The sequence below is a fragment of the Pseudomonas mosselii genome (genome assembly GCF_019823065.1).
GTDB lineage: Bacteria > Pseudomonadota > Gammaproteobacteria > Pseudomonadales > Pseudomonadaceae > Aquipseudomonas > Aquipseudomonas mosselii.
The window spans coordinates 3,711,729-3,735,446 of sequence record NZ_CP081966.1; the positions used below are offsets into that span (position 1 = coordinate 3,711,729).

At 65.6% G+C, this 23,718-nt stretch carries 24 protein-coding genes and 2 pseudogenes; 14 read left to right on the top strand and 12 right to left on the bottom strand.

The window, feature by feature from the left end; translation table 11 throughout:
• Positions 1 to 41: 41 nt before the first annotated feature.
• The 6 genes from rbsD to K5H97_RS17135 all read right to left on the bottom strand — a co-directional run bounded on the left by rbsD (position 42) and on the right by K5H97_RS17135 (position 6,012).
• The gene (rbsD, locus tag K5H97_RS17110) at positions 42 to 446 is read right to left on the bottom strand and encodes a D-ribose pyranase (RefSeq protein WP_028691460.1); all 405 of its coding nucleotides are present in this window, start codon (positions 444 to 446) and stop codon (positions 42 to 44) included.
• Positions 443 to 1,351: a ribokinase gene (gene rbsK / locus K5H97_RS17115; protein ID WP_028691459.1), complete on the bottom strand. Its 909-nt coding sequence runs from the start codon at positions 1,349 to 1,351 to the stop codon at positions 443 to 445. Before rbsK ends, rbsD begins: the two co-directional genes overlap by 4 nt.
• A 9-nt stretch (positions 1,352 to 1,360) precedes the next feature.
• Entirely contained in the window at positions 1,361 to 2,386 is a 1,026-nt protein-coding gene (locus tag K5H97_RS17120) for a LacI family DNA-binding transcriptional regulator (RefSeq protein WP_028691458.1), read from the bottom strand.
• A gap of 4 nt (positions 2,387 to 2,390) precedes the next feature.
• Positions 2,391 to 3,383: an ABC transporter permease gene (locus K5H97_RS17125; RefSeq protein ID WP_028691457.1), complete on the bottom strand. Its 993-nt coding sequence runs from the start codon at positions 3,381 to 3,383 to the stop codon at positions 2,391 to 2,393.
• Positions 3,380 to 4,933, bottom strand: a complete 1,554-nt coding sequence (locus tag K5H97_RS17130) for a sugar ABC transporter ATP-binding protein (RefSeq protein WP_028691456.1) — start codon at positions 4,931 to 4,933, stop codon at positions 3,380 to 3,382. The genes K5H97_RS17125 and K5H97_RS17130 overlap by 4 nt, the downstream gene beginning before the upstream one ends.
• A 131-nt stretch (positions 4,934 to 5,064) precedes the next feature.
• The gene (locus tag K5H97_RS17135; RefSeq protein ID WP_028691455.1) at positions 5,065 to 6,012 is read right to left on the bottom strand and encodes a sugar ABC transporter substrate-binding protein; all 948 of its coding nucleotides are present in this window, start codon (positions 6,010 to 6,012) and stop codon (positions 5,065 to 5,067) included.
• Between the two features lie 340 nt (positions 6,013 to 6,352).
• Between K5H97_RS17135 and K5H97_RS17140 the strand changes: the two genes are divergently transcribed.
• The 3 genes from K5H97_RS17140 to K5H97_RS17150 all read left to right on the top strand — a co-directional run bounded on the left by K5H97_RS17140 (position 6,353) and on the right by K5H97_RS17150 (position 8,606).
• Entirely contained in the window at positions 6,353 to 7,441 is a 1,089-nt protein-coding gene (locus tag K5H97_RS17140) for an asparaginase (protein WP_028691454.1), read from the top strand.
• A gap of 226 nt (positions 7,442 to 7,667) precedes the next feature.
• Positions 7,668 to 7,910: a DUF1654 domain-containing protein gene (locus K5H97_RS17145; protein ID WP_028691453.1), complete on the top strand. Its 243-nt coding sequence runs from the start codon at positions 7,668 to 7,670 to the stop codon at positions 7,908 to 7,910.
• A gap of 6 nt (positions 7,911 to 7,916) precedes the next feature.
• Positions 7,917 to 8,606: an endonuclease gene (locus tag K5H97_RS17150; protein ID WP_028691452.1), complete on the top strand. Its 690-nt coding sequence runs from the start codon at positions 7,917 to 7,919 to the stop codon at positions 8,604 to 8,606.
• Between the two features lie 6 nt (positions 8,607 to 8,612).
• Here the strand turns inward: K5H97_RS17150 and K5H97_RS17155 are convergent, their stop codons facing one another.
• Complete coding sequence (locus tag K5H97_RS17155; RefSeq protein ID WP_028691451.1) at positions 8,613 to 9,038, bottom strand: GTP pyrophosphokinase; 426 nt, start codon at positions 9,036 to 9,038, stop codon at positions 8,613 to 8,615.
• Between the two features lie 391 nt (positions 9,039 to 9,429).
• Here K5H97_RS17155 and K5H97_RS17160 point away from each other — a divergent pair, with 391 nt between their 5' ends.
• Positions 9,430 to 10,842 carry a purine-cytosine permease family protein gene (locus K5H97_RS17160; protein ID WP_028691450.1) on the top strand — a complete coding sequence of 471 codons (1,413 nt, stop codon included), beginning with the start codon at positions 9,430 to 9,432 and terminating at the stop codon, positions 10,840 to 10,842.
• Between the two features lie 268 nt (positions 10,843 to 11,110).
• Here the strand turns inward: K5H97_RS17160 and K5H97_RS17165 are convergent.
• Together K5H97_RS17165 and K5H97_RS17170 are read right to left on the bottom strand one after the other, a co-directional pair.
• Positions 11,111 to 11,260, bottom strand: a pseudogene (locus K5H97_RS17165) (SPFH domain-containing protein); the annotation flags it as partial.
• Between the two features lie 120 nt (positions 11,261 to 11,380).
• Positions 11,381 to 12,610 carry an acyl-CoA dehydrogenase gene (locus K5H97_RS17170; RefSeq protein WP_028691448.1) on the bottom strand — a complete coding sequence of 410 codons (1,230 nt, stop codon included), beginning with the start codon at positions 12,608 to 12,610 and terminating at the stop codon, positions 11,381 to 11,383.
• A gap of 140 nt (positions 12,611 to 12,750) precedes the next feature.
• Between K5H97_RS17170 and K5H97_RS17175 the strand changes: the two genes are divergently transcribed.
• Together K5H97_RS17175 and K5H97_RS17180 are read left to right on the top strand one after the other, a co-directional pair.
• Positions 12,751 to 13,692 (top strand): LysR family transcriptional regulator, encoded by a 942-nt coding sequence (locus K5H97_RS17175; RefSeq protein ID WP_028691447.1) that lies wholly within the window; start codon positions 12,751 to 12,753, stop codon positions 13,690 to 13,692.
• Positions 13,693 to 13,737: 45 nt separating this feature from the next.
• Positions 13,738 to 13,956: a DUF2970 domain-containing protein gene (locus K5H97_RS17180; protein WP_028691446.1), complete on the top strand. Its 219-nt coding sequence runs from the start codon at positions 13,738 to 13,740 to the stop codon at positions 13,954 to 13,956.
• 340 nt (positions 13,957 to 14,296) lie between these two features.
• Here K5H97_RS17180 and K5H97_RS17185 read toward each other — a convergent pair whose 3' ends face one another.
• Positions 14,297 to 15,373: an ABC transporter substrate-binding protein gene (locus K5H97_RS17185; protein WP_028691445.1), complete on the bottom strand. Its 1,077-nt coding sequence runs from the start codon at positions 15,371 to 15,373 to the stop codon at positions 14,297 to 14,299.
• Positions 15,374 to 15,590: 217 nt separating this feature from the next.
• Between K5H97_RS17185 and K5H97_RS17190 the strand changes: the two genes are divergently transcribed.
• Both K5H97_RS17190 and K5H97_RS17195 read left to right on the top strand, forming a co-directional pair.
• Entirely contained in the window at positions 15,591 to 17,243 is a 1,653-nt protein-coding gene (locus tag K5H97_RS17190) for a nitrite/sulfite reductase (RefSeq protein ID WP_028691444.1), read from the top strand.
• Positions 17,227 to 17,721: a DUF934 domain-containing protein gene (locus K5H97_RS17195; RefSeq protein WP_028691443.1), complete on the top strand. Its 495-nt coding sequence runs from the start codon at positions 17,227 to 17,229 to the stop codon at positions 17,719 to 17,721. The genes K5H97_RS17190 and K5H97_RS17195 overlap by 17 nt, the downstream gene beginning before the upstream one ends.
• A gap of 65 nt (positions 17,722 to 17,786) precedes the next feature.
• Here K5H97_RS17195 and K5H97_RS17200 read toward each other — a convergent pair whose 3' ends face one another.
• Positions 17,787 to 18,647 carry an AraC family transcriptional regulator gene (locus K5H97_RS17200; RefSeq protein WP_028691442.1) on the bottom strand — a complete coding sequence of 287 codons (861 nt, stop codon included), beginning with the start codon at positions 18,645 to 18,647 and terminating at the stop codon, positions 17,787 to 17,789.
• Positions 18,648 to 18,956: 309 nt separating this feature from the next.
• Here K5H97_RS17200 and dkgB point away from each other — a divergent pair, with 309 nt between their 5' ends.
• The 3 genes from dkgB (at position 18,957) to K5H97_RS17215 (ending at position 21,784) form a co-directional block, all read left to right on the top strand.
• On the top strand, positions 18,957 to 19,760 hold the full coding sequence (gene dkgB / locus K5H97_RS17205) for a 2,5-didehydrogluconate reductase DkgB (RefSeq protein WP_028691441.1): 804 nt from the start codon (positions 18,957 to 18,959) through the stop codon (positions 19,758 to 19,760).
• Between the two features lie 56 nt (positions 19,761 to 19,816).
• Positions 19,817 to 20,998, top strand: a complete 1,182-nt coding sequence (locus K5H97_RS17210; RefSeq protein WP_036986217.1) for an MFS transporter — start codon at positions 19,817 to 19,819, stop codon at positions 20,996 to 20,998.
• A 144-nt stretch (positions 20,999 to 21,142) separates the two neighbouring features.
• A complete protein-coding gene (locus K5H97_RS17215; RefSeq protein ID WP_028691439.1) occupies positions 21,143 to 21,784 on the top strand; it encodes a YceH family protein in 642 nt (213 codons plus the stop codon).
• Position 21,785: 1 nt separating this feature from the next.
• Here K5H97_RS17215 and K5H97_RS17220 read toward each other — a convergent pair whose 3' ends face one another.
• Entirely contained in the window at positions 21,786 to 21,977 is a 192-nt protein-coding gene (locus K5H97_RS17220; protein ID WP_028691438.1) for a hypothetical protein, read from the bottom strand.
• A gap of 182 nt (positions 21,978 to 22,159) precedes the next feature.
• On the opposite strand from K5H97_RS17220, the gene K5H97_RS17225 reads away from it, so the two are divergent.
• The 3 genes and pseudogenes from K5H97_RS17225 to K5H97_RS17235 all read left to right on the top strand — a co-directional run.
• Positions 22,160 to 22,624, top strand: coding sequence for a nuclear transport factor 2 family protein (locus K5H97_RS17225; RefSeq protein ID WP_028691437.1), 465 nt, complete (start codon positions 22,160 to 22,162; stop codon positions 22,622 to 22,624).
• Positions 22,625 to 22,828: 204 nt separating this feature from the next.
• The gene (locus K5H97_RS17230; protein ID WP_028691436.1) at positions 22,829 to 23,209 is read left to right on the top strand and encodes a hypothetical protein; all 381 of its coding nucleotides are present in this window, start codon (positions 22,829 to 22,831) and stop codon (positions 23,207 to 23,209) included.
• Positions 23,210 to 23,394: 185 nt separating this feature from the next.
• Positions 23,395 to 23,611, top strand: a pseudogene (locus tag K5H97_RS17235) (ArsB/NhaD family transporter); the annotation flags it as partial.
• Positions 23,612 to 23,718: the final 107 nt, after the last annotated feature.

The following is a 23,718-nucleotide window of genomic DNA, read 5'->3' on the forward strand; positions in this document are numbered from 1 at the left end:
GGCCTTGCGCTGCGACCGAGGGCAAAGCCCTCGCATTCGGTCTAAAAGGTAACGCCCGCCACCAGGGCAATATTGCTGTAGGGCTTGCACTCCCCCGTACGCACCACGGCCCGGGCCTGGCGACACAGGGCCTTGAAATCGGCATGACTGAGCACCTGGCGCTGGCCCAACTCGCCGCCGGCATGCAGCCGCTCGACCTCGGCCAACCCTGGCGGCAAAGCCTGGAACACCTCCTCGGCCAGCACATGGCGCTCGACCTGCATCTCGCTCAGCACCACGCGCAGCACGCTGGCGAAGTCCGGGATGCCCGGCGTCAGCGCCAGGTCGATCAGCTCCACGCCCGACGGCACCGGCAGGCCGGCATCACCGATCACCAGGATGTCGCCATGGCCCAGCCCGGCGATGGTCCGCGACAGGGCGATATTCAACAGTGGCGTCTTCTTCATGGCGCCAGCTCCTTCAGGTAAGGGATCGAAGGCTGCGCGCCGACACGGGTCACCGACAACGCGGCGGCGCGCTGGCCGAAGGTGATCGCCTCGCCCTCGGGCAGGCCGCGCGCCAGGCCAGCGGCAAAGCCGCCGACGAAGGTGTCGCCGGCCGCCGTGGTGTCCACCGGCTGCACCCGCGGCGCCGGGAAGTGCAGGCTGCCGGCGGCATCGACCAACAGCGCGCCGTCACCGCCCAGGGTGACAATCACCTTGCCCGCGCCCAGCTGACGCAGACGTTCGGCCGCCCGGCGGGCGCTGTCCTGATCCTCTACCTGCACCCCGGCCAGGGCCTCGGCCTCGCTCTCGTTGGGGATCAGGTAGTCGATGTAGGCATACCACTCCGCCGGCAGCGGCCCGCTGGCCGGCGCCGGGTTGAGGATCACGGTCTTGCCCAGCTCGCGGCCACGGGCCAGGGTCCAGGCCACGGTGGCGGTGGGCACCTCAAGTTGGCAGATGATCACCTCGGCGCCCTGCAGCAGGTGGTCGAAGCGGCTCACCGACTCGGGCCCGAGCAGGCCGTTGCCGCCGGGAATGACGACGATGGCGTTCTGGCTGGCGGCATCCACCACGATCAGCGCCACGCCGCTGGACACGCCCTCGCACAGGCTCACGCCCTGGCAATCGACACCCTCGCGCTTCAACGCCTGGCGCAACTGCTGGCCATAGGCGTCATCACCGACGTTACCGACCATTGCCACGCTGGCGCCCAGCCGCGCGGCGGCCACCGCCTGGTTGGCGCCCTTGCCGCCGGGCGCGGTGAAGAAGCTTTCGCCGGGCAAGGTCTCGCCGCCCCGGGGCAGGCGCTGGGCGCGGGCCACCAGGTCCATGTTGAGGCTGCCGACCACCACCACCTTGGCATCCATGGGTATTCCTTAACGGTAATCGTTGAACAGGTCCGGGCGCGGCCCGGTGGATTCACGCAAAACGATGCGCGGGGCGACGATGCGTTGCTCGGCGCCGCCTTCGCGCCGTGGCGTGATGATGCGCGACAGCAACAGGCCGGCGGCGCTCTCGCCCAGTTCACGGATCGACTGGCCGACCGTGGTCAGCGCCGGGTACACATAGCGGCTCAGCTCGATATCGTCGAAGCCGATCACCGACAGCTCGCCGGGCACGTCGATGTTGCGCTCGGCGGCGGCGCGCAACACGCCGAAGCCGATCATGTCGTTACCGGCGAAGATCGCCGTGGGCCGCTCGCCATCGAGCAGGCGCGCCGCGGCGGCATGCCCGCCAGGGCTGGTGAAGTCGCTGTGCAGCACATGGCCGGGGGCAACGCGCACGCCGGCCTCGGCCATCGCCCGGCGGAAACCGGCCATGCGCAGCTGGCTGACACCGGTGTCCACCGGGCCGCCGATGGTGGCGATCTCGCGGTGCCCCAGCTCCAGCAGGTGGCGGGTGGCCAGGTAGGCGCCCTGCTCGTGGTCGATGCGCACCAGGTCGGCCTCGACGCCGTCCAGGGCGCGGTCGACGATGACCATCGGCGTGCGCACGCCGCTGAGGCTGTCGAGCAGGTCCTGGTCCTCGCCCACCGAGGCGACGATCAGCCCGTCGATACGCTTTTCCAGCAACACACGCAGGTAGCTGCGCTGCTTCTGCGGGTCGTCGTCGGAGTTGCACAGGATCACGCAGTAGCCATTGCGCTCGCAGGCGTCCTCGATGCCCCGGGCCAACTCGGCAAAGTACGGGTTGACGCTGTTGGGCACCAGCAGGCCGATGGTGGCGGTGCTGCGCGCCTTGAGCGAGCGGGCCACGGCGCTGGGCACGTAGTCGAGCTCGGCGATCGCCGCCTCGACCTTCAGGCGCACGTGCTCGCTGACCGGGCGGGTCTTGTTCAGTACATGGGACACGGTGGTGTAGGAAATCCCCGCCAGTGCCGCGACGTCTTTGATGGTTGCCATGGTTTCAGTTCCGCCGGTTCGCGCGCCGGCTGCGGTAAGTGTCGAGTACCACGGCGATGACGATCACCGCCCCGGTGATGATGCGTTTGGTCGGCTCCGAAGCGCCAATCTGGGCCAAGCCTGCGGCCAGCACCGAAATGATCAGCACGCCGAAGAAGGTGCTGATGACCGAGCCGCGGCCTCCCATCAGGCTGGTGCCGCCGATCACCACGGCGGCGATCACCTGCAGCTCGAGGCCGGAGCCGGCGTTGGGGTCGGCGGCTTCCAGACGGGAGATCTGGAACAGCGCGGCGAGGCCGGCGAGCACGCCCATCAGGGCGAACACCAGGATCTTGTACGGACGCGGGTCGATGCCGGCCAGGCGCACGGCCTCTTCATTGGTGCCGATGCCGATCAGGTAGCGGCCGAACACGGTGCGGGTCAGCACCAGTTGGGCGGCAACGATCACCAGCAAGGCGATGATGAAGGCCGGCGAGATGCCGAAGGCGATGGGGTTGGAGAACCACGCAAAGGCGTCGCCGATGTAGGCGGTACGCGAGTCGGTGAACTGGTAGGCCAGGCCACGGGCCATCTCCAGCACGCCCAGCGAGACGATGAACGAAGGGATGCGCCAGGCCACAGTGATGCTGCCGGTGACGGTGCCGGCCAACGCGGCCACGGCCATGCCCAGCAGCGCGGCAGGCAGCACGCTCCAGCCCCAGCCGAGGATCGCCACGCTGACCGTCGAGGCGGCCAGGGCCAGCACCGAGCCCACCGACAGGTCGATGCCGCCGATGATCAGGACGAAGGTCATGCCCACCGCCAGCACCATCAGGTCGGGGATCTGGTTGGCCAGGGTGCTGAAGGTGGCGTAGGACAGGAAGTGGCTGCTCAGCATCGAGAACAGCACGATCATCGCCAGCAAGGCGCCGGCCAGGCCCAGGTAGGTGCCCAGGCCGAAATAGGTGCCGCTGCGGCGCACGGGCGCGGCGCCCGACGTATTTGTTGTGGTTTTCATGCGTCCATCCTGGGGGCTGCGTCGTGCAGCAGGGCATCACGTTTCTGGTAGCCGGCGAAGGCGGCGGCAAGCAGTTGGTCCTGGGTCCAGTGATCACGGTCGAAGGTGTCGATCAGACGGCCGGCGCTGAGCACGGCAATACGGTCGCAGATCAGCATCAGCTCGCGCAGGTCGCTGGACACCACGACGATGGCCTTGCCCTGGCGGGCGAGCTCGGCGAGCAGGCCATAAATGTCGAACTTGGCGCCGACGTCGATACCGCGGGTGGGCTCGTCGAACAGCAGCACCTGGCAGTTGCGCTCCAGCCAGCGGCCGATCACCACCTTCTGCTGGTTGCCGCCAGACAGCTCGCCCACGGCTTGGGCAGGGCTGGCACTGCGGATGCGCATGGCGCCGATCTGGCGCTCGGCCAGCGCGCGTTCGGCGTCGCGGTCGAGCACGCCGGCGCGGGACACGGCACCGAGGTTGCCCAAGGCAATGTTGGCGCTGATCGACTGGCTCAGCAGCAGGCCTTCGCCCTTGCGGTCCTCGGTGATCAGCGCAATACCGGCCTTGACCGCGGCCTTGGGCGAATCGATGACCACCGGCACCGGCGGCTGGCCGAGGGCGACCTGGCCGCTGTCGGCGCGGTCGGCGCCGTAGATCAGGCGCAGCAACTCGGTGCGCCCGGCGCCGATCAGGCCGGAGATGCCGAAGATCTCCCCTGCCCTGACCTCGAACGACACCTCGCGCACTTTGTCGCCACGGCTGAGCTTGTCGACCTTGAGCAGCGGCGCGCCGATGCTGCGCTGGCCGAGGTCGATATGCTCGCCCAGCTCGCGACCGACCATCAGGTTGACCAGTTGCTCGCTGTTGTAGCGCTGGATCGGCTCGGCGCACACCAGCTTGCCGTCGCGCAGCACGGCGATGCGCTGAGCCACGCGTTGCAGCTCTTCGAGGCGATGGGAGATATAGACGATGGCCACGCCGCGCTGGCGCAGGCGCTCGATCTGGGTGAACAACAGCTCCACCTCGCGGGCGGTGAGCATGGCCGTGGGTTCGTCGAAGATCAGCACATGGCAGTCGCCGATCAGGTTGCGGGCGATCTCGACCATCTGCTGGTGGCCGATGCCCAGCTCGCCCACAGGGGTGTCCGGGTCGATGGCGTCCAGGCCGACCTGGGCCATGGCCGCGCTGGCCAGCTGGCGCAGGCGCTTCTGGCTGACCCAGCCGAGGCGGCTGGGCAGGTTGTCGAGGAACAGGTTCTCGGCCACGGTCAGGGTGGGCAGCAGGTTGAGCTCCTGCATCACCATGCGCACGCCAAGGCGCTCGGCCTCGGCGCGGTTGCCGGGGCTGTAGGGCTGGCCGCGATAGCGCATCTGCCCGGTGGTGGGGATCTCCAGGCCGCTGATCAGCTTGGACAGGGTCGACTTGCCCGCGCCGTTCTCGCCGGTCAGGGCCAGCACCTCGCCGCCGCGCAGCTCGAGGGTGACGTCGCCGAGCACGGGCTGGGCGTAGGTCTTGCCCAGACCGCTGACGGCTAGCACGGTTTCATTGGCCGATACTGACATGGCCATACTCTCCTAGGTTGGCACAACACCCCGGTAGGCGCGGGCTTGCCCTGCGAAGCCGTCGACGCGGCGCATGGCACCGGTCAGGCCGGTGATCACGGGGCAAGCCTGCTCCTACAGGGATCACAACATCACTGGGTAATCAGCTCGACCGGCGTCTGGATGACATTGTCGGCATCCACGCCCGGCTGCTCGCCCTTGAGCATCTTCAGCGCCGCCTGAATGCCGAACACCGCCTGCTGGCTGGCCGCCTGGTCGAGGGTGGCGAGCACACGGCCATCCTTGAGCATCGGTTTGATGGCGTTGATGTTGTCGTAGCCGACCACCTGCACCTGGCCGGTCTTACCGGCGGCGCGCACGGCCGAGACGGCCCCCAGGGCCATGCTGTCATTGCCGGCAAGCAGCGCCTTCAGCTCGGGGTATTCGTTGAGCATCGAGGCGGCCACGGCGTTGCCCTTGTCGATCTCCCAGTTGCCCGACTGCACCGAGACGATCTTCATCTGCGCGGCTTCCATGGCGTCCTTGAAGCCGGCGGTGCGCTGCTGGGCGTTGGTGGTGGTCGGCACGCCTTCGATGATGCCGACCTGATCGCCGGCCTTGAGCTTCTGCTGGGCCAGGTAGTCGCCGACCAGGCGCGCGCCCTTGCGGTTGTCCGGGCCCACGAACGGCACGCTGATGCCCTTGCTCTTGAGCACGGCAGGGTCGAGACGGTTGTCGATGTTGATCACGGTGATGCCGGCGTCCATGGCCTTCTTGATCACCGGCACCAACGCCTTGGAGTCGGCCGGGGCGATGACCAGGGCATTGGCGCCGGTGGCGATCATCTGCTCGACGATGCGGATCTGGTTGCCGGTGTCGGTCTCGTCCTTGATGCCGTTTGCCACCAGGGTGAAATCGTTCGGGTGCTCTTTCTGGTAGGCCTTGGCGCCGTCCTCCATGGTGCGGAAGAACTCGTTGGCGAGGGATTTCATCACCAGGGCGACCTTGGGCGCTTCCTCGGCGTGGGCAGTGGAGAGGGCGAAGATCAGCGAGGAGAAAACGGCGAGGGCCAGTGGACGGCCGGGGAACGGCAGTTTCATGGAAATGACTCCGAATCTTGTGGTTTTTATCGGATCGCAAACGTTTGCGGTGATCAACTATGGAAACAGCCGTAGGTTTTGTCAAATCCATTGCGTAGGCAGCCACAGCTCCACGCGTCGGATTATCCGCAATCCATCCGAAAAACCGAACATTTTTCCTACATAAATTCGGCCAGCCGAACAAAGACTACCTTCCTGACCCTGCGGTCGATTCGAGTACCCCCAGTCAAAACAGGGGTTTCAAGATGAAATTCGACGAACGGTAGTTGCTGGTACGAAATCTGCCTTATCCCAGTGCGACATAACGCACATCTCCTCCAGGAAGAGAGAAGCAGAAATGATGAAAACCGCTATCAAGACCTTCGCACCGAGCGCCCTGGCGCTGCTACTGGTACTGCCGACCACCGTTTCCGCCAAGGAAGCCGCGCAACAACAGAAACTCGCCAACGTGGTGATCCTGGCCACCGGCGGCACCATCGCCGGCGCCGGCGCCAGTGCCGCCAACAGCGCCACCTACCAGGCCGCCAAGCTGGGCATCGACAAGCTGATCGCCGGCGTGCCGGAGCTGCAGGACCTGGCCAACGTGCGCGGTGAGCAGGTGATGCAGATCGCCTCGGAGAGCATCGGCAACGACGACCTGCTCAAGCTGGGCAAGCGTGTCGCCGAACTGGCCGACAGCAAGGACGTCGATGGCATCGTCATCACCCACGGCACCGACACCCTGGAAGAAACCGCCTACTTCCTCAACCTGGTGGAAAAGACCGACAAGCCGATCATCGTGGTCGGCTCGATGCGCCCGGGCACCGCGATGTCCGCCGACGGCATGCTCAACCTGTACAACGCCGTGGCCGTGGCCAGCAGCAAGGACGCCCGCGGCAAGGGCGTGCTGGTGACCATGAACGACGAGATCCAGTCCGGTCGTGACGTGAGCAAGGCGGTCAACATCAAGACCGAAGCCTTCAAGAGCCAGTGGGGCCCATTGGGCATGGTGGTGGAAGGCAAGTCGTACTTCTTCCGCCTGCCGGCCAAGCGCCACACGGTCAACTCCGAGTTCGACATCAAGACCATCAGCAAGCTGCCGGCCGTGGACATTGCCTACGGCTACGGCAACGTGACCGACACCGCCTACAAGGCGCTGGCCCAGGGTGGCGCCAAGGCGATCATCCACGCCGGCACCGGCAATGGCTCGGTATCGTCGCGCGTGGTACCGGCGCTGCAGGAGCTGCGCAAGGACGGCGTGCAGATCATCCGTTCGTCCCACGTCAACCAGGGCGGCTTCGTGCTGCGCAACGCCGAACAGCCTGACGACAAGAACGACTGGGTCGTGGCCCACGACCTGAACCCGCAGAAGGCGCGGATCCTGGCGATGGTCGCGATGACCAAGACCCAGGACAGCAAGGAGCTGCAGCGGATCTTCTGGGAATATTGATCGGCCTGCGCCTCGGGCTGGTGTGTTGAACATACCGACCCTATCGCGGGGCAAGCCCGCTCCCACAAGTCTGCAACGACTTTGTGGGAGCGGGCTTGCCCCGCGATGCTTTCGATGGAACCAATCCCTCTACCACGGTCTTATACGGCTTTCATCCTACCTGCTGTTGCGAAACGGCTTACAGTGAAATACTGTATGCACATACAGCAAAACAAGGAACAGCCCCGTGGCCAAACCCGCCTCCGCGTCGCCAAGCAGTTATGAACTCCTGGGTCAGCGCATCCAGAAGATCATCAACAGCCCCACCGCCCAGCGCAGCCGCGCCGCCTTGATCTTCCGCCTGGAGCACGAGTCGCCCGACGACTGGGCAACCCTGCTCGAGGAAATCGCCGAGAACGACAACGTCACCCTCGCCCACCGCGACGATGGCGGCGTACAGATTTTCTGGACCGTGCCGAAGGAAGACTGACCGCGCATGAGAGTTTCGCTTTTCGCCGCCTGCCTGCTGCTGCTTGCCCCCCTCGCCCACGCCGACGCCCCGCGCACCTTCCAGGAGGCCAAGAAGGTCGCCTGGAAGCTGTACGCGCCGCAGTCCACGGAGTTTTATTGCGGCTGCAAGTACAAGGGCAACAAGGTCGACCTGGCCTCCTGCGGCTACGCGCCGCGCAAGAACCTCAACCGCGCCTCGCGCATCGAATGGGAGCACATCGTCCCGGCCTGGCAGATCGGCCACCAGCGCCAGTGCTGGCAGGATGGCGGGCGCAAGAACTGCTCGCGCCACGACAAGGTCTACCAGCGCGCCGAGGCCGACCTGCACAACCTGGTGCCGAGCATTGGCGAGGTCAACGGCGACCGCAGCAACTTCAGCTTCGGCTGGCTGCCCGAGCAGCATGGCCAGTACGGCAGCTGCCTGACCCAGGTCGACTTCAAGGCCAAGAAGGTCATGCCGCGCCCATCGATCCGCGGGATGATCGCGCGCACCTACTTCTATATGAGCAAGCAGTATGACCTGAGGCTGTCCAAGCAGGACCGCCAGCTGTTCGAGGCCTGGAACAAGACCTACCCGCCGCAGGCCTGGGAGCTGCAGCGCAACCAGCAGGTGGCATGCGTGATGGGCCGTGGCAACGAGTTCGTCGGGCCTGTCAATCTCAAGGCCTGTGGCTGAGCAGGGTCAGGCCAGCGTCTGCAGGTAGGCGCTGGCCTCCCGGTAGCGGGATAGCCGGGCCAGGTCGGCCGGGCCAGGATGGGCAATGCGCGAGAGGTCGCTGTTGTCGGCCAGGTCGGCGAGCTTGACCTGGCGCGCCAGGGGGTCGACGCCAAGACGGATGACGAAGGCCTCGTAGCTCTCCCCTTCGCGGCGGCTCAGCGCCAGCAGCGCGGCGAGGATCTTCAGCGGGAAACCTTCGCGGGCGAGGTCGGACAGGGTCAGCGGGGTGTCTTCCAGCACGTCGTGCAGCACCGCGACGATGCGCTGTTCCGGGGTGATCACTCGCTCCATCACCCGCAGCGGGTGGAGGATGTACGCCGCACCGCCTTTGTCGAACTGCCCTTCATGTGCCTTGATGGCCATCGCGATGGCCCGCTCCAGCGTCGCCATGAAGTCATCCCCTCTTTGCCCCCCCATTAGACAGCATAGCCGCTGTGCGCCCTCACTGCAGCGGACTGCCAACGGGAGCGGACGTGCCGCGTGATCACCCACGCAGCCAGTGCCAGGTTATTGCGCAGCGCGCACCACAATGGACCTTTCACGACCCGAAGGCGCTGTGCAGCCCCCGCCCGCCAAGGCCTCCGGCCACCTGGCATCCTCCTTGCTGCCGTCCCCCGCTTAACCTTTTGCCAGCCTTAGGTTTTTTAAGGTTCATGAGCACAAATTTACTAATTTCTCGATACCCGCCCACCCCGCATCATCGCTCCAACAAGAACGCGTCGCCCCTTGCCGGCACGCACCCGGGCTTCCCCCGATGCCCCACCTTGCCTTGGAGTCAGTCATGACCAGTGCAGCCAATTCGGCACCCCTCATCGAGAAACACACAATCGGCTACGTGCCGCCGCAAGACCGCCATGGAAAGGTAAGGGATCTGTTCACACTGTGGTTCGGCGGCAATATCGCGCCGTTGCCCATCGTCACCGGCGCGCTGGGCGTGCAGCTGTTCCACCTCAACCTGGTCTGGGGCATCGTCGCCATCCTCGTCGGCCACCTGGTCGGCGGTGTGCTCATGGCCCTGCACTCGGCCCAGGGCCCACAGATGGGCATCCCGCAGATGATCCAGAGCCGTGCCCAGTTCGGCTCGCTCGGCGCCCTGCTGGTGGTGGTGATCGCCGGGGTCATGTACATCGGCTTCTTCGCCTCCAACATCGTGTTGGCCGGCAAGTCGCTGCACGGCGTGGTCGACAGCGTGCCGGTGCCGGTGGGCATCGTCATCGGCGCCCTGGGCTCGGGCATCATCGGCATCATCGGCTACCGCTTCATCCACGTGCTCAACCGCATCGGCACCTGGGTGCTGGGCATCGGCATCGTGGTTGGTTTCGGCTACATCTTCAGCCATGTGCAGAGCGACGACTTCCTCACCCGCGGCGGCTTCAACCTGGCCGGCTGGCTGGCCACCGTGTCGCTGGCGGCGCTGTGGCAGATCGCCTTCGCCCCCTACGTTTCGGACTACTCGCGCTACCTGCCGGCCGACGTCAAGGTGTCCTCGACCTTCTGGACCACCTACCTGGGCTCGGCCCTGGGCTCGAGCCTGTCGTTCATCTTCGGCGCGGTCGCGGTGCTGGCGATCCCGGCCGGGATGGACACCATGGACGCAGTCAAGCTCGCCACCGGCACCCTTGGCCCACTGATGCTGGTGCTGTTCCTGCTCAGCGTGATCAGCCACAACGCCCTCAACCTGTACGGTGCGGTGCTGTCGATCATCACCCTGGTGCAGACCTTCGCCTACCGCTGGATCCCCACCGCCAAGAGCCGCGCCGTGCTGTCGCTGATCGTCCTGGCCGCCTGCTGTGTGGTGGCGGTGTTTGCCTCGGCGGACTTCATCGGCCACTTCGTCGACATGGTGCTGGTGTTGCTGGTGGTGCTGGTGCCGTGGACGGCGATCAACCTGATCGACTTCTATGTCATTCACAAGGGCGACTACGACATCGACTCGATCTTCAAGGTCGACGGCGGCATCTACGGCCGCTACAACCCACAGGCGCTGATCGCCTACGCGGTGGGCATCGCGGTGCAGATCCCGTTCATGAACACGCCGCTGTATGTCGGGCCGGTATCCGTACACATCAATGGCGCCGACCTGTCGTGGCTGGTGGGGCTGGCGATCACCTCGCCGCTGTACTGGTGGCTGGCCACTCGCGACAGCGCGTATCGCCGTCGCCAGGTGAGTGCAAAGCTGGCGGCGGGGGTCTGAATCCGCCGGGCTGATGATCGACAGGAAGACCCGCCACGGCGGGTCTTCTGCCCTTGCCAGGCATACTCAAGGCTCATCAAGAAACGTCCTACATCGCAAGCGGACCCAGCTGACTACTTCAGGCAAAACACCTTGGCGAGCATGCGCACTTCCCGCACAAGGAGTGTCCCATGCAAAAATTGCCAGCCCCCGACTTCCCGGTCCGACAAGCCAGCCCCGCATTGGGAGTCTCAGGTACCAATGCGGGGACCAGTGGCCAGATTTTTACTCAAGGCGTCTTGAGGTCCAGCACCAGATCCCTCGCCGCCTTGGTCGCGAGCACGCTTATCAGTTTGCCCATCTCGTCCTGACGCCCAAGCCCCGCGTCGGAGCCTCCCATCATCACGCTGGGCACCGGCGCCTGGGCTGCTGCGTTGGCGTGGGTCATCTGGCCCGCTTCGTTGTAGAAGAACACTTCGTTGAACACGGCAGCGATGGCGCCGAGGGTGAGCCCGTTCAGGCGTGCAGCCGAACCTGAGCGGGCGGTTCACGATGTTCTTCAGTGTCCGCTGCGCAACATCTCCTTGGGCACATACTTGCCAATCTCATACTTGCCGATCGCCGCCCGGTGCACTTCATCCGGTCCGTCGGCCAGGCGCAGGGTGCGTTGCATCGCATACATGTACGCCAGCGGGAAATCACCGCTCACCCCGGCCCCGCCATGAATCTGGATGGCCCGGTCGATCACCTTCAGCGCAACATTCGGCGCCACCACCTTGATCTGGGCGATCTCGCTGCGCGCCACCTTGTTGCCGACGGTGTCCATCATGTAGGCGGCCTTGAGGGTCAGCAGGCGGGCCATGTCGATCTCCATCCGCGAGTCGGCGATCTTGTCGACGTTGCCGCCCAGCCGCGCCAGGGGCCGGCCGAAGGCGGTGCGCTCGACCGAGCGCTTGCACATCAGCTCCAGGGCGCGTTCGGCCATGCCGATCGAGCGCATGCAGTGGTGGATCCGGCCTGGGCCGAGGCGGCCCTGGGCGATTTCGAAGCCGCGGCCCTCACCCAGGAGCACGTTTTCATAAGGCACGCGCACGTTCTCGAACAGCACCTCGGCATGGCCGTGGGGCGCGTCGTCGTAGCCGAACACCGGCAGCGGGCGGACGATCTTCACCCCGGGCGCGTCGGTGGGCACCAGGATCATCGAGTGCTGCTGGTGGCGCTGGTCGTCCGGGTTGGACAGGCCCATGAAGATCATCACCTTGCAGCGCGGGTCGCAGGCGCCGGAAGTCCACCACTTGCGGCCGTTGATCACCCATTCGTCACCGTCGCGCACGGCGGTGGCGGCCATGTTGGTGGCGTCCGAGGAGGCCACGTCCGGCTCGGTCATGGCGAACGCCGAGCGGATCTCGCCGCGCAGCAGCGGCTCGAGCCACTGGCGTTTCTGCGCCTCGCTGCCGTAGCGCACCAGCACCTCCATGTTGCCGGTGTCCGGCGCCGAGCAGTTGAACGGCTCGGGCCCCAGCAGCGAGCGGCCCATGATCTCCGCCAGTGGCGCGTACTCGAGGTTGGTCAGCCCCGCGCCGTACTCCGATTCCGGCAGGAACAGGTTCCACAGCCCCTCGACGCGGGCCTTGGCCTTGAGCTCCTCGACAATCGCGGTGGGCTGCCAGCGGTCGCCCTCGGCGACCTGGCGCTCGAACACCGGCTCGGCCGGGTAGACGTATGCATCCATGAATGCGCTGACGCGCTCGCGCAGTGCCTGGACCTTGGGCGAATAGGCGAAATCCATCGGGGCTACCTTCAGTCAATGAAGAACATGGGCCTGAGCCTAGAACAGCCACCCTTCATCCACCTAGTCTATTTTCTACGTGTATAAACATTCATAACCAATATATGATCACCCGATAATTCCAACAAAGAGCGGCGCCCATGAACCTCAGCAAGGTCGACCTCAACCTGTTCATCGTCTTCGACGCCATCTACACCGAAGCCAACCTGACCCGCGCCGGGCAGATCGTCGGCATCACCCAGCCGGCGGTGTCCAACGCCCTATCGCGCCTGCGCGAGACCTTCAACGATCCGCTGTTCGTGCGCACCGCCCAGGGCATGGTGCCCACGCCCATGGCGCAGAACATCATCGGCCCGGTGCGCAACGCGTTGTCGCTGCTGCGCACCTCGGTGCAGGAAAGCCGCATCTTCACCCCGCTGCAGGCCAGCAAGACTTTTCGCATCAGCATGACCGACCTCACCGAGGCGGTGATCCTGCCGCCGTTGTTCCAGCGCCTGCGCCGCCTGGCCCCGGCACTGGTGATCGAGAGCTTCCTGTGCAAGCGCCGCGAGACCACGAAGGAACTGGCCGCCGGGCGCCTGGACTTCGCCGTCGACGCGCCGCTGAATACCGACCCACAAGTGCGCCACGTCAAGCTGATGCAGGACCGCTACGTCTGCGCCATGCGCCCCGGCCATCCGCAGGCCGACGGCAAGCTGACCCTGGACAGCTACCTGGCCATGACCCACATCCATATTTCCAGCCGCCGCAACGGCTTGGGCTATGTCGACCTGGCCCTGGGCAAGATGGGCGTGCAGCGCCGTGTCGCGCTGCGCTCGCAGCACTACCTGATGGCTTCGCAGGTGCTGCAGCAGACCGACATGGTCATGACCGTGCCCGAGCGCTTCGCCCGCCGTCATCAGCTGCGTCACCAGCCGCTGCCGGTGGAGGTGCCGGCGCTGGAGACCCACCTGTACTGGCACGAAAGCACCGACCAGGACCCGGCCAACCGCTGGATGCGCGAGCAGATCATCGAGCTGTGCGAGCGGGTGGTGGCCCAGGATGAGCAGGAGCAGGCGGATTCGTCCATGGCATCGGCCTGAGTCGCCTACACTGTGGGGGATTGCCTCTGAACCCGGGAGCCACTCATGGACGACCACCAACACGGCAAGCCACCGACCTTCTGGCAGATGCTGCAAAGCATCCTCGCCGCCGCCTTCGGCGTGCAGAGCGGCAAGAACCGCGCGCGCGACTTCACCTACGGCAAGGCCAGCCATTTCATCGTGATGGGAACGCTGTTCACGCTGATCTTCATCTTCGTGCTGATTGGCCTGGTGCAGCTGGCGCTGCACCTGACGGCGCGCTAGCCGCGCCAGGGCCAGCCCCTGCACAAGGCCGCTCCTACAGGGGGTATGCATTAGCTGGCCCAAACGCAACCCGCCCGCGGATATCCCTTCCGCGGGCGGTTCAGGTGTTACTCACGGTCTCGAGCAGTTTTGCGCTACTGGCTACTGATGGCTGACCCAATACACCGCAGTGACCACCACCAGCACGATCAGACACAGGATCGCCCAGGCATCGACACTGCTGTCAGCTTTGCGGACCTTGGTAGAGTTTCCCATTGCATTGCCTCTTGTAGTGGTTATGGGAATGCACTTCACAAGCAGCAGTTAAGTCCAGCAATGCCCTTCCCTCAAGCAGGGGTTTTCAGTAGTCGACGGGTGACGTGAGAAAGGGGTAGCGAAAGTCCGTCGGCCTGCCCTCGGCACTGAAGCGGTGGAAGTCGATGCCGTGGTTGTCCTGTTCCAGCAGCTTGAGCCAGCGCCGGGCCTTGTCCGCGTCGATCAGTTGCAAGGCCGGCACGCTATGTTCCCGCTGGCCGTCGCGCCCCACTGCCAACCCCTGGGCATCATCATGCAACATGACCATGGCCCAGCCGCCGAGGGTAAAATGCCCGCCCATCAGCACGCTCAGACGCCCGTCGATCCGCGCCCGCAGGGCCTCGGGCGAGCTGTTGACCGCGCTGAACAGGGCATCGCGCCCCGGCACCTTGCCCAGGGCCTCGAACGCTTGCATGGCGCCGAACGCCATCTGGTCGTTGGCCGACCACACCAGGCGCGTGTCGGGGTAGCGCTCCAGCAGCATCTGCGCCTGCTCGAAGGCGCGTTCGCGGCGCCAGCCGCCATACACCACCTGGCGCAGGCGCACCTGGGGGAACTCCGCCAGCGCCCGGCGCATGCCCTGCACCCGCAATTGCGAGGCGGGCGTGGTCTTGATCCCGGCGAAGGCCAGCAGGTCAACCGGCCCTGCGTCAGTCGGCACCTGCGCCACCATCGCCTTGAGCATCTGGTAACCGGCCTCCTCGTCGTTGCTGACCAGGGTGCCGAGCACTTCAGGATACTTGTCGGGCTGTGCCTGGACGCTGTGCGCCTGGCTGTCGGTGAGGCCGTTGTTGACCAGAAAGAGCTTGACCCCGGTGCCCCGTGACAGGCGGATGATCTCTGGCGCGACATACTGCTCGTTGACCAGCACCAGGTAGTCCGGGCGCTGCGGTCCTTGCAGCACTTCGCGGGCCTGGGTCAGCGCGAGGTCGGCACGGCGCTCGCTGTACTGCACGCGCAAGGCCATGCCCAGGTCCTGGGCGGCGGCCTGCATGAAGCGCGAATAATCGACCCAGAACGTCTCATTGGAATAGCCCGGGTTGAGGAACACCACGGACGCTGCCTGTGCGCTCGCTGCCAGTGGCAGGCTCAGGCACAGGCTCTGGCACAAGGCCTTGAGCATGCTGATACTTCCCTGCGGAGCAAACCCCGGATTATAGCGCCGCGATGTACCGGCGCGGACAAATGCCAGTCAGTCTCACTTAGTCCAAATGGTTCTTTTCATATGCAAAAACATCACTTTAGCGCATAAACCCACTCTGCTATCGTGCCTCGGCTCCGACCTGGAGTGCGCGGCCGTGCGCGCGATTAGCTGCATGCTAGCCTGAGACAGGACTTATATGTACGTATACGACGAGTACGATCAGCGGATCATCGAGGACCGCGTCAAGCAGTTCCGTGATCAGACCCGCCGCTACCTGGCCGGTGAGCTGAGCGAAGAAGAATTCCGCCCTCTGCGCCTGCAGAACGGCCTGTATATCCAACGTTTCGCGCCGATGCTGCGTGTCGCCGTGCCCTATGGCCAGTTGAACGCCCGCCAGGCCCGCATGCTGGCGAAGATCGCCCGCGACTACGACAAGGGTTACGCGCACATCAGCACCCGCCAGAACGTGCAGTACAACTGGCCGGCGCTGGAAGACATCCCGGAAATCCTGGCTGAACTGGCCACCGTGCAGATGCACGCGATCCAGACCAGCGGCAACTGCCTGCGCAACGTCACCACCGACCAGTTCGCCGGTGTCGCCGCCGACGAGCTGGTGGATCCGCGCCCGTGGTGCGAGATCGTCCGCCAGTGGACCACCTTCCACCCGGAATTCGCCTACCTGCCGCGCAAGTTCAAGATCGCCGTGAACGGCTCCAGCGACGACCGCGCCGCCATCGAAGTGCACGACATCGGCCTGGAGCCGGTGCGCAACGCCGCCGGTGAGCTGGGCTTCCGCGTGCTGGTCGGCGGCGGCCTGGGCCGCACCCCGGTGATCGGCTCGTTCATCAACGAGTTCCTGCCCTGGCAGGACCTGCTCAGCTACCTGGATGCCATCCTGCGCGTGTACAACCGTTACGGCCGCCGTGACAACAAGTACAAGGCGCGGATCAAGATCCTGGTCAAGGCCCTCACCCCGGAAGTGTTCGCCGAGAAGGTCGAGGCCGAGATGGCCCACCTGCGCGGTGGCAGCACCACCCTGACCGAGGACGAGGTGCAGCGCGTTGCCCGTCACTTCGTCGACCCCGAGTACCTGGCCCTCGACAATGTCGACTACAGCGCCCTGGACGCCGAGCACCCAGGCTTCACCCGCTGGCGCTCGCGCAACACCCGCGCGCACAAGAAGCCGGGCTACGTCGCCGTGACCCTGTCGCTCAAGCCCACCGGCGTCGCCCCGGGCGACCTGACCGACAAGCAGCTCGACGCCGTCGCGGACTTCGCCGAGCGCTACAGCTTCGGTTTCCTGCGCACCTCCCATGAGCAGAACATCATCCTCGCCGACGTCGAGCAGCGCCAGCTGCACGCGCTGTGGCTGGAACTGCGCGAGCAAGGCTTCGCCACCCCGAACATTGGCCTGCTGACCGACATCATCTGCTGCCCGGGCGGTGATTTCTGCTCGCTGGCCAACGCCAAGTCGATCCCGATCGCCGAGTCCATCCAGCGCCGCTTCGACGACCTGGACTACCTGTTCGACATCGGCGAGCTCGACCTGAACATCTCCGGCTGCATGAACGCCTGCGGCCACCACCACGTCGGCCACATCGGCATCCTTGGCGTGGACAAGAAGGGCGAGGAGTTCTACCAGGTCTCGCTGGGTGGCAATGCCGCACGCGACGCGAGCCTGGGCAAGATCCTCGGCCCCTCCTTCGCCCAGGACGACATGGCCGACGTGATCGAGAAGCTGATCAATGTGTACGTCGAGCAGCGCACCGAAGACGAGCGCTTCATCGACACCTACCAGCGGATCGGCATCGACCCCTTCAAGGAACGCGTCTATGCAGCGAATCATTAAGAACAACCAGATCGTCGACGAAACCTGGCACCTGCTGCCCAAGGACGTCTCGATCGACGAGCTGACCAACTGCGACGACTACATCGTGCCGCTGCAGCTGTGGCGTGACCATCCGAGCCTGCTCAAGGCCCGCGACGGCGGCCTGGGCATCTGGCTGGACAGCGACGAGGAAGCCGAGGAAATCGGCGAAGACGTCGAGCACTTCCAGGTCATCGCCCTGAACTTCCCGGCCTTCACCGACGGGCGCAACTACTCCAACGCGCGCCTGCTGCGTGACCGCTACAAGTTCAAGGGCGAGCTGCGCGCCATCGGCGACGTGCTGCGCGACCAGCTGTTCTACATGGCCCGCTGCGGCTTCGACGCGTTCGCCATCCGTGCCGACAAGGACCCGGAAGACGCGCTGCAGAGCCTGAAGGACTTCTCGGTGACCTACCAGGGCGCCACCGACGAGCCGCTACCGCTGTTCCGCCGCCGCTGATCGCTCCTGGCCCTACGCAACAGCCCGCCAATCGGCGGGCTGTTGCGTTTGGGGCCGACCGTGCTTTAGCGCAACGGCACGTAGATATCGGTCTGCCACTGCTCCAGCGGCGTCTGCGGGTAGATGCTCAGGTAATGGAAGAACAACGGATGATCGCGCAATTCCTCGCCACTGGCCGGCAGCCAGTCGCGGTAGAGCGGATAGATCGTCTCGCCGATATGGTCCGGCGAGCCGACATGCCGCACCACCGCGCAGCGTCCGGCGGGCAGGCTCGACTCCCGCACGCCCTGGGCGTTCGGCGCCACCGCCTCGTGGATTTCCCCGCAGATGGCGAAGCGGAAGTCTTCCGGCGCCGTGGTGTCCGGATTGTTGTAGGGAATGCCGAAGCTGCGGCTGCTGGCCACGGGCGACTGCCCGCTGCTCATGCGCCAGTCGATGAAGTGGCGCACGGTCTCGCTGACCCGATTGGCCGGCCCACGGTGCTCGAGCGCCGCAAGGCGCACGGCGGCGAAATCGACGATTCGTACCTGCATGGTGATGCTCCTGGAAAAATGAGGAATGGCCAACACCGTATTCCATACCTGCCAGTCAGGCCGGCGGCGGAACGCGCTGGGCGCATGCCCGAAGGCCCGGCGGAACGCCCGGCTGAACGCTTCCGGGCTTTCGAAGCCCGCCTCCAGCGCCACCGCCAGCACCGAGTGGCCTGGCTGGCCGAGCAGCCGCTGGGCCGCGCGACGCAGTCGCATCAGTTGCACGTAGCGGGCAACCGGCACGCCCACATAGGCGCTGAACTGGCGATGGAAGTGGAACACCGAAAAGTGCGCCACCGCGCTCAGGGCCTCCACCGACAGGTCGCCTTCCAGGTTGTCCTGGATATAGGCGAGCACGGCGTCGAAGCGGGTCTTGTAATGAACGTTGACGGGCAAGGTCAGTGTGCTCCTGGAAATACGGCAGGCCACAGCTTCGTCGATCCGCGCTCGGGCCTGCCTAGCCGCATTTGCTCAATCACAACCACCTGCAGGTTTGCCATGATGCCGGATGCATCCCCCTGCTTGATACCCCTATTGCCTAGCCACCAATCACAACCCACCCTCCCATTCATGACTCCAAGTCAAAGGACCTTGACTCACCGGCGTCTTAATCAATCCCGCCGAACGGCGCAAACTGCGCTCACTCGTTCGAACCCGCACCCCACTGTCCGGGCTTCGATCCCCTCACTCGACAGGAGCAGATCCATGAGCATTCCTTCCTTCGGCCTGGGCACCTTCCGCCTCACCGGCCAGGCCGTCATCGATTCGGTCAAGTCGGCGCTGGAGCTGGGCTACCGCGCCATCGACACCGCGCAGATCTACAAGAACGAGGCCGAAGTCGGCCAAGCCATTGCCGAAAGCGGTGTGCCGCGCGACCAGCTGTTCATCACCACCAAGATCTGGGTCGACCACTACGCCGCCGACAAGCTCATCCCCAGCCTGCGCGAGAGCCTGGCCAAGCTGCGCACCGACCATGTCGACCTGCTGCTGATCCACTGGCCGGCACCAGGCAACGGCGTCGAGCTGCCCGAATACATGCAGGCCCTGGCCGAGGCCAAGCACCAGGGTCTTACCCGCCAGATCGGCATCTCCAACTTCAACATCGAGCTGACCCGCCAGGCCATCGCCGTGGTCGGCCAGGGCGAGATCGCCACCAACCAGATCGAGCTCAGCCCGTACCTGCAGAACCGCAAGCTGACTGCCTTCCTCCAGGAGCAGGGCATCACCACCACCTCCTACATGACCCTGGCCTACGGCAAGGTGCTGAAGGATCCGCTGCTGGCGCAGATCGCCGCCAAGCACAAGGCCACCGTGGCCCAGGTGGCCCTGGCCTGGGCCTTGCAACTGGGCTACGCGGTGATCCCGTCGTCCACCAAGCGTGAGAACCTGGCCAGCAACCTGCTTGCCCAAAGCCTGCGCCTGGACGCCGACGACATGGCGCGCATCGCCACCCTGGAACGCAACGGCCGCGAAGTCAGCCCGGACGGCCTGGCGCCGAACTGGGACTGATCTGCACCGGGCATGGAAGCCCACCCCCGTTCTCAACCGCTTTTTCGGAGCTCCCAATGAGCACGCTTTCCCCCAAACGGGTGCTGTTCGCCCTGGCCATCGGCGCCTTCGGCATCGGCACCACCGAGTTCACGCCCATGGGCCTGTTGCCGGTGATCGCCGATGGTGTCGGCGCCAGCATTCCCAGCGCGGGCATGCTGATCACCGCCTACGCCATCGGCGTGATGGTCGGCGCGCCGATCATGACGTTGCTGTTCAGCCGCTTCGGCAAGCGCGCCGCACTGATGATGCTGATGGGCATCTTCACCCTCGGCAACCTGCTCTCGGCCCTGTCGCCGGACTACTACACCCTGCTCCTTTCACGCCTGATCACCAGCCTCAACCACGGCGCCTTCTTCGGCCTGGGCGCGGTGGTGGCCGCCAGCGTGGTGCCCCGGGACAAGCAGGCCAGTGCCGTGGCCACCATGTTCATGGGCCTGACCATCGCCAATATCGGCGGCGTGCCAGCCGCCACATGGCTCGGCCAGCAGGTCGGCTGGCGCATGGCCTTCGCTGGCACCGCGGTGCTCGGCGTGCTGGCCATCGCGGCGCTGTGGTACGCCCTGCCCAAGGGCGAGCGCGGCAGCGTGCCCCATGTGCGCAAGGAACTGGCGGTGATCGCCCGCCCCAACGTGCTGCTGGCCATGGCCACCACGGTCCTGGGTGCCGGCGCCATGTTCACCCTGTACACCTATGTCGCCCCGGTGCTGGCCGAACTGACCGGTGCCTCCGACAGTTTCGTCACCCTCGGCCTGGTGCTGATCGGCGTCGGCTTCACCCTCGGCAACAGCCTGGGCGGCAAGCTGGCCGACTGGTCGCTGGACGGCGCCGCGCGGATCTTCCTCGGCGCGCTGGCGGCGATCATGCTGCTGATGCCGCTGGTGCTGGGCAGCCATGTCGGCGCCGCCCTGGCGCTGCTGGTGTGGGGCGTGTTCACCTTCGCCGTGGTGCCACCGCTGCAGATGCGGGTGATGACCGCCGCGGCCGAGGCGCCGGGGCTGGCGTCGTCGATCAACGTGGGCGCGTTCAACCTGGGCAATGCCGTCGGCGCCGCCCTGGGTGGCGCGGTGATCAGCCTGGACCTGGGCTATGCGGCGGTGCCAATGGCCGGTGGCCTGCTGGCCGCGACCGGCTTGCTGCTGGTGTGGCTGGGCGGGCGCGGCAAGGCCAGCGACCAGGCATTGGGCAGCACTGCCTGATCGCTGTCGCCGCAGCGGGTCGGCTCCGCTATCACTCATACCCTGGGTGATGCGTGCAGGCCCGGCTCGCGACGGCGGCAGTGATTGCTTAAGCCCGACGCTTTACCTAGGCTAGTGGCCTTTTCCTCGCAACGAGACAGGGCCATGTCAGAACACGAAACCATCGGCGAAGGCCGTTTCAGCAGCATCGAGATCCGTGTGCTCGGTTCGCTGATCGAGAAGCAGGCCACCAGCCCGGAAACCTACCCCCTGACCCTCAATGCCCTGGTCCTGGCCTGCAACCAGAAGACCAGCCGTGAACCCGTCATGAACCTGACGCCCGGCCAGGTCGGCCAGGCCCTGCGCAACCTGGAGAGCCAGGAGATGGCGCGCCTGCAGATGGGCAGCCGCGCCGATCGCTGGGAGCAGCGGGTAGACAAGGCCCTGGAGCTGGTGCCGGCGCAACTGGTGCTGATGGGGCTGATGTTCCTGCGCGGCCCGCAGACCCTCAGCGAGCTGCTGACCCGCAGCAATCGCCTGTACGCCTTCGAGGACGTCGATCAGGTCCAGCACCAGCTCGAACGCCTGGTCTCGCGCGAGCTGGCCCTGCACCTACCGCGCCAGGCCGGCCAGCGCGAAGACCGCTACACCCACGCCCTGGGCGACCCGGCCGAGATCGAGGCGATTCTCGCCGCCCGCCAGCAGGACGGCGGCCACCGCTCCGCCAGCGTGGCGGACGAGCGCATTGAGGCGCTGGAAGCCCGGGTGGCTGCGCTGGAAGCGCGCCTGGCCCAACTCGAAGGTTGACTCAGGGCTTTTCGGCGTCGGGAAAGTTGCGGCAGCTCTTGCGTTCGGCCAGCTCCCGCGCGCTGGGGCGCTGGTCGACAAACACGGTGCGGCCGTCGGCGTAGATTTCCAGGTAGCCCCAGTGCAGGTCCTGCTCGGTCTGCCCGGGTTTGGGTGGGACGAGCCACCAGGGTTCGCGGCTGATCAGGGTCATGGGTGGGCTCCAGTGGGGCTGGGGGTAGTTTGTGCGGTAACTATAGACAGCCAGGCTTGGCACTCCCGCCCGGACTGTTCCTCCAGGCACAATTCTCAAGTGCCCGGCGCACCGATTCTCCCTGTCCTGGGATGGGTCTAATCTGGCTCCTGCAAACCCACTCCCCACAAGGAACGACCACGATGTCCCGCCCACCACTGCCCCCCTTTACCCGTGAAACCGCCATCGAGAAGGTACGCCTGGCCGAAGACGGCTGGAATAGCCGCGACGCCGCCAAGGTGGCCCTGGCCTACACCCTCGACACCCACTGGCGCAACCGCGCCGAGTTCTGCAACAGCCGCGAGCAGGCCCAGGCCTTCCTCACCCGCAAGTGGAACCGCGAGCTGGAATACCGCCTGATCAAGGAACTCTGGGCCTTCACCGACAACCGCATCGCCGTGCGCTACGCCTACGAGTACCGCGACGACAGCGGCCAGTGGTACCGCGCCTACGGCAACGAGAACTGGGAGTTCGCCGAGGACGGGTTGATGCGCAACCGCCACGCCAGCATCAACGAACAGCCCATCAGCGAGGCCGAGCGCAAGTTCCGCTGGCCGCTGGGGCGCCGCCCGGACGATCATCCGGGGCTGAGCGAGTTCGGTTTCTGAACAGTGACGCCGGATTTGCGGGGCCGCTCAACGGCCCCGAACAACCGGCGGGCACATAGCGGGATTACCGAGCAGACGAGACAGGTCGTACGCAGCCTCCAGAACTTTTTCCGTTTTCCCGGTCTATTGGGTGAGTGCGCTCCACGGTTGTTCCAGCAACCACCGAACGCACCTTCAATTGCCAATCAGAGGTTGTCTTCACTCATGAACTTCCCTGCCCCATGCCTGCTGCTCGTTGGCCTGTTCGCACTTGTGGCCGCAGGCTCGGCATCCGCCGCCCCCATGAAGACTTCGACACCTCCCGCCCACAGCCTCGACCTGGCGGACCGCCAGGCCAGCGAACGCCCTTGGCCAAGCCTGGCCAGCACGCCGTCCGCACCGCTGCTGGCCCACGACGAACGCTACCGGCACGACGAACGCTGGCATGACCACCGCGACGACTGGCGTCGGGAACAGTGGCGGCGAGAACAATGGCGCCGGGAACAGCACCGTCGGGAAATGCAACGGCAACGCTACTGGGAGCGCCATCACGAGCGTGCCCTGCGTCATCGCTATGACGACGATCACCGCTACTATCGTCGCTGAACAGTTCACAGGCTGCCTGCCTCGGGCAGGCAGTACCTTCGCCTCTCTCTCCTGAACCACACCCCTGCCATCGCGCAGACGGGCTTGCTATTCACATATGGGAACCCGCATATTCGGCCCTCCACATGTATAGACCATCATCATGCTCACGCCCCGAGGTATTCAAATGCCTCGCCGGCGAGACCATCGGTGCCCTGTCGATCCAGGCCAGCGATGCCCAAGGCCTGGTGCGCGAAGCGATGATCTACGCCAATGTCATCGGCTGCGACCTGGGGCCCAAGCCCCCCCATCGGCAGCCTCGCCACCCTGCTCTGGCTGCACGTACTGGAGCGCAAGGGCATGTGCGTCACCTGGGGCGACTACTTCAAGGTCGGCATCCTGAACGCCGGAGAAAGCCTGTAGGCGCTCAAAAGCACCTGGCCTCATCGGTTCGCTCAACTACCGTGGGCTGATCATCTTCGGCCCACTGGACGAGTAGCCAGAATCGCCCTAGCATCGGCGCCCCCACG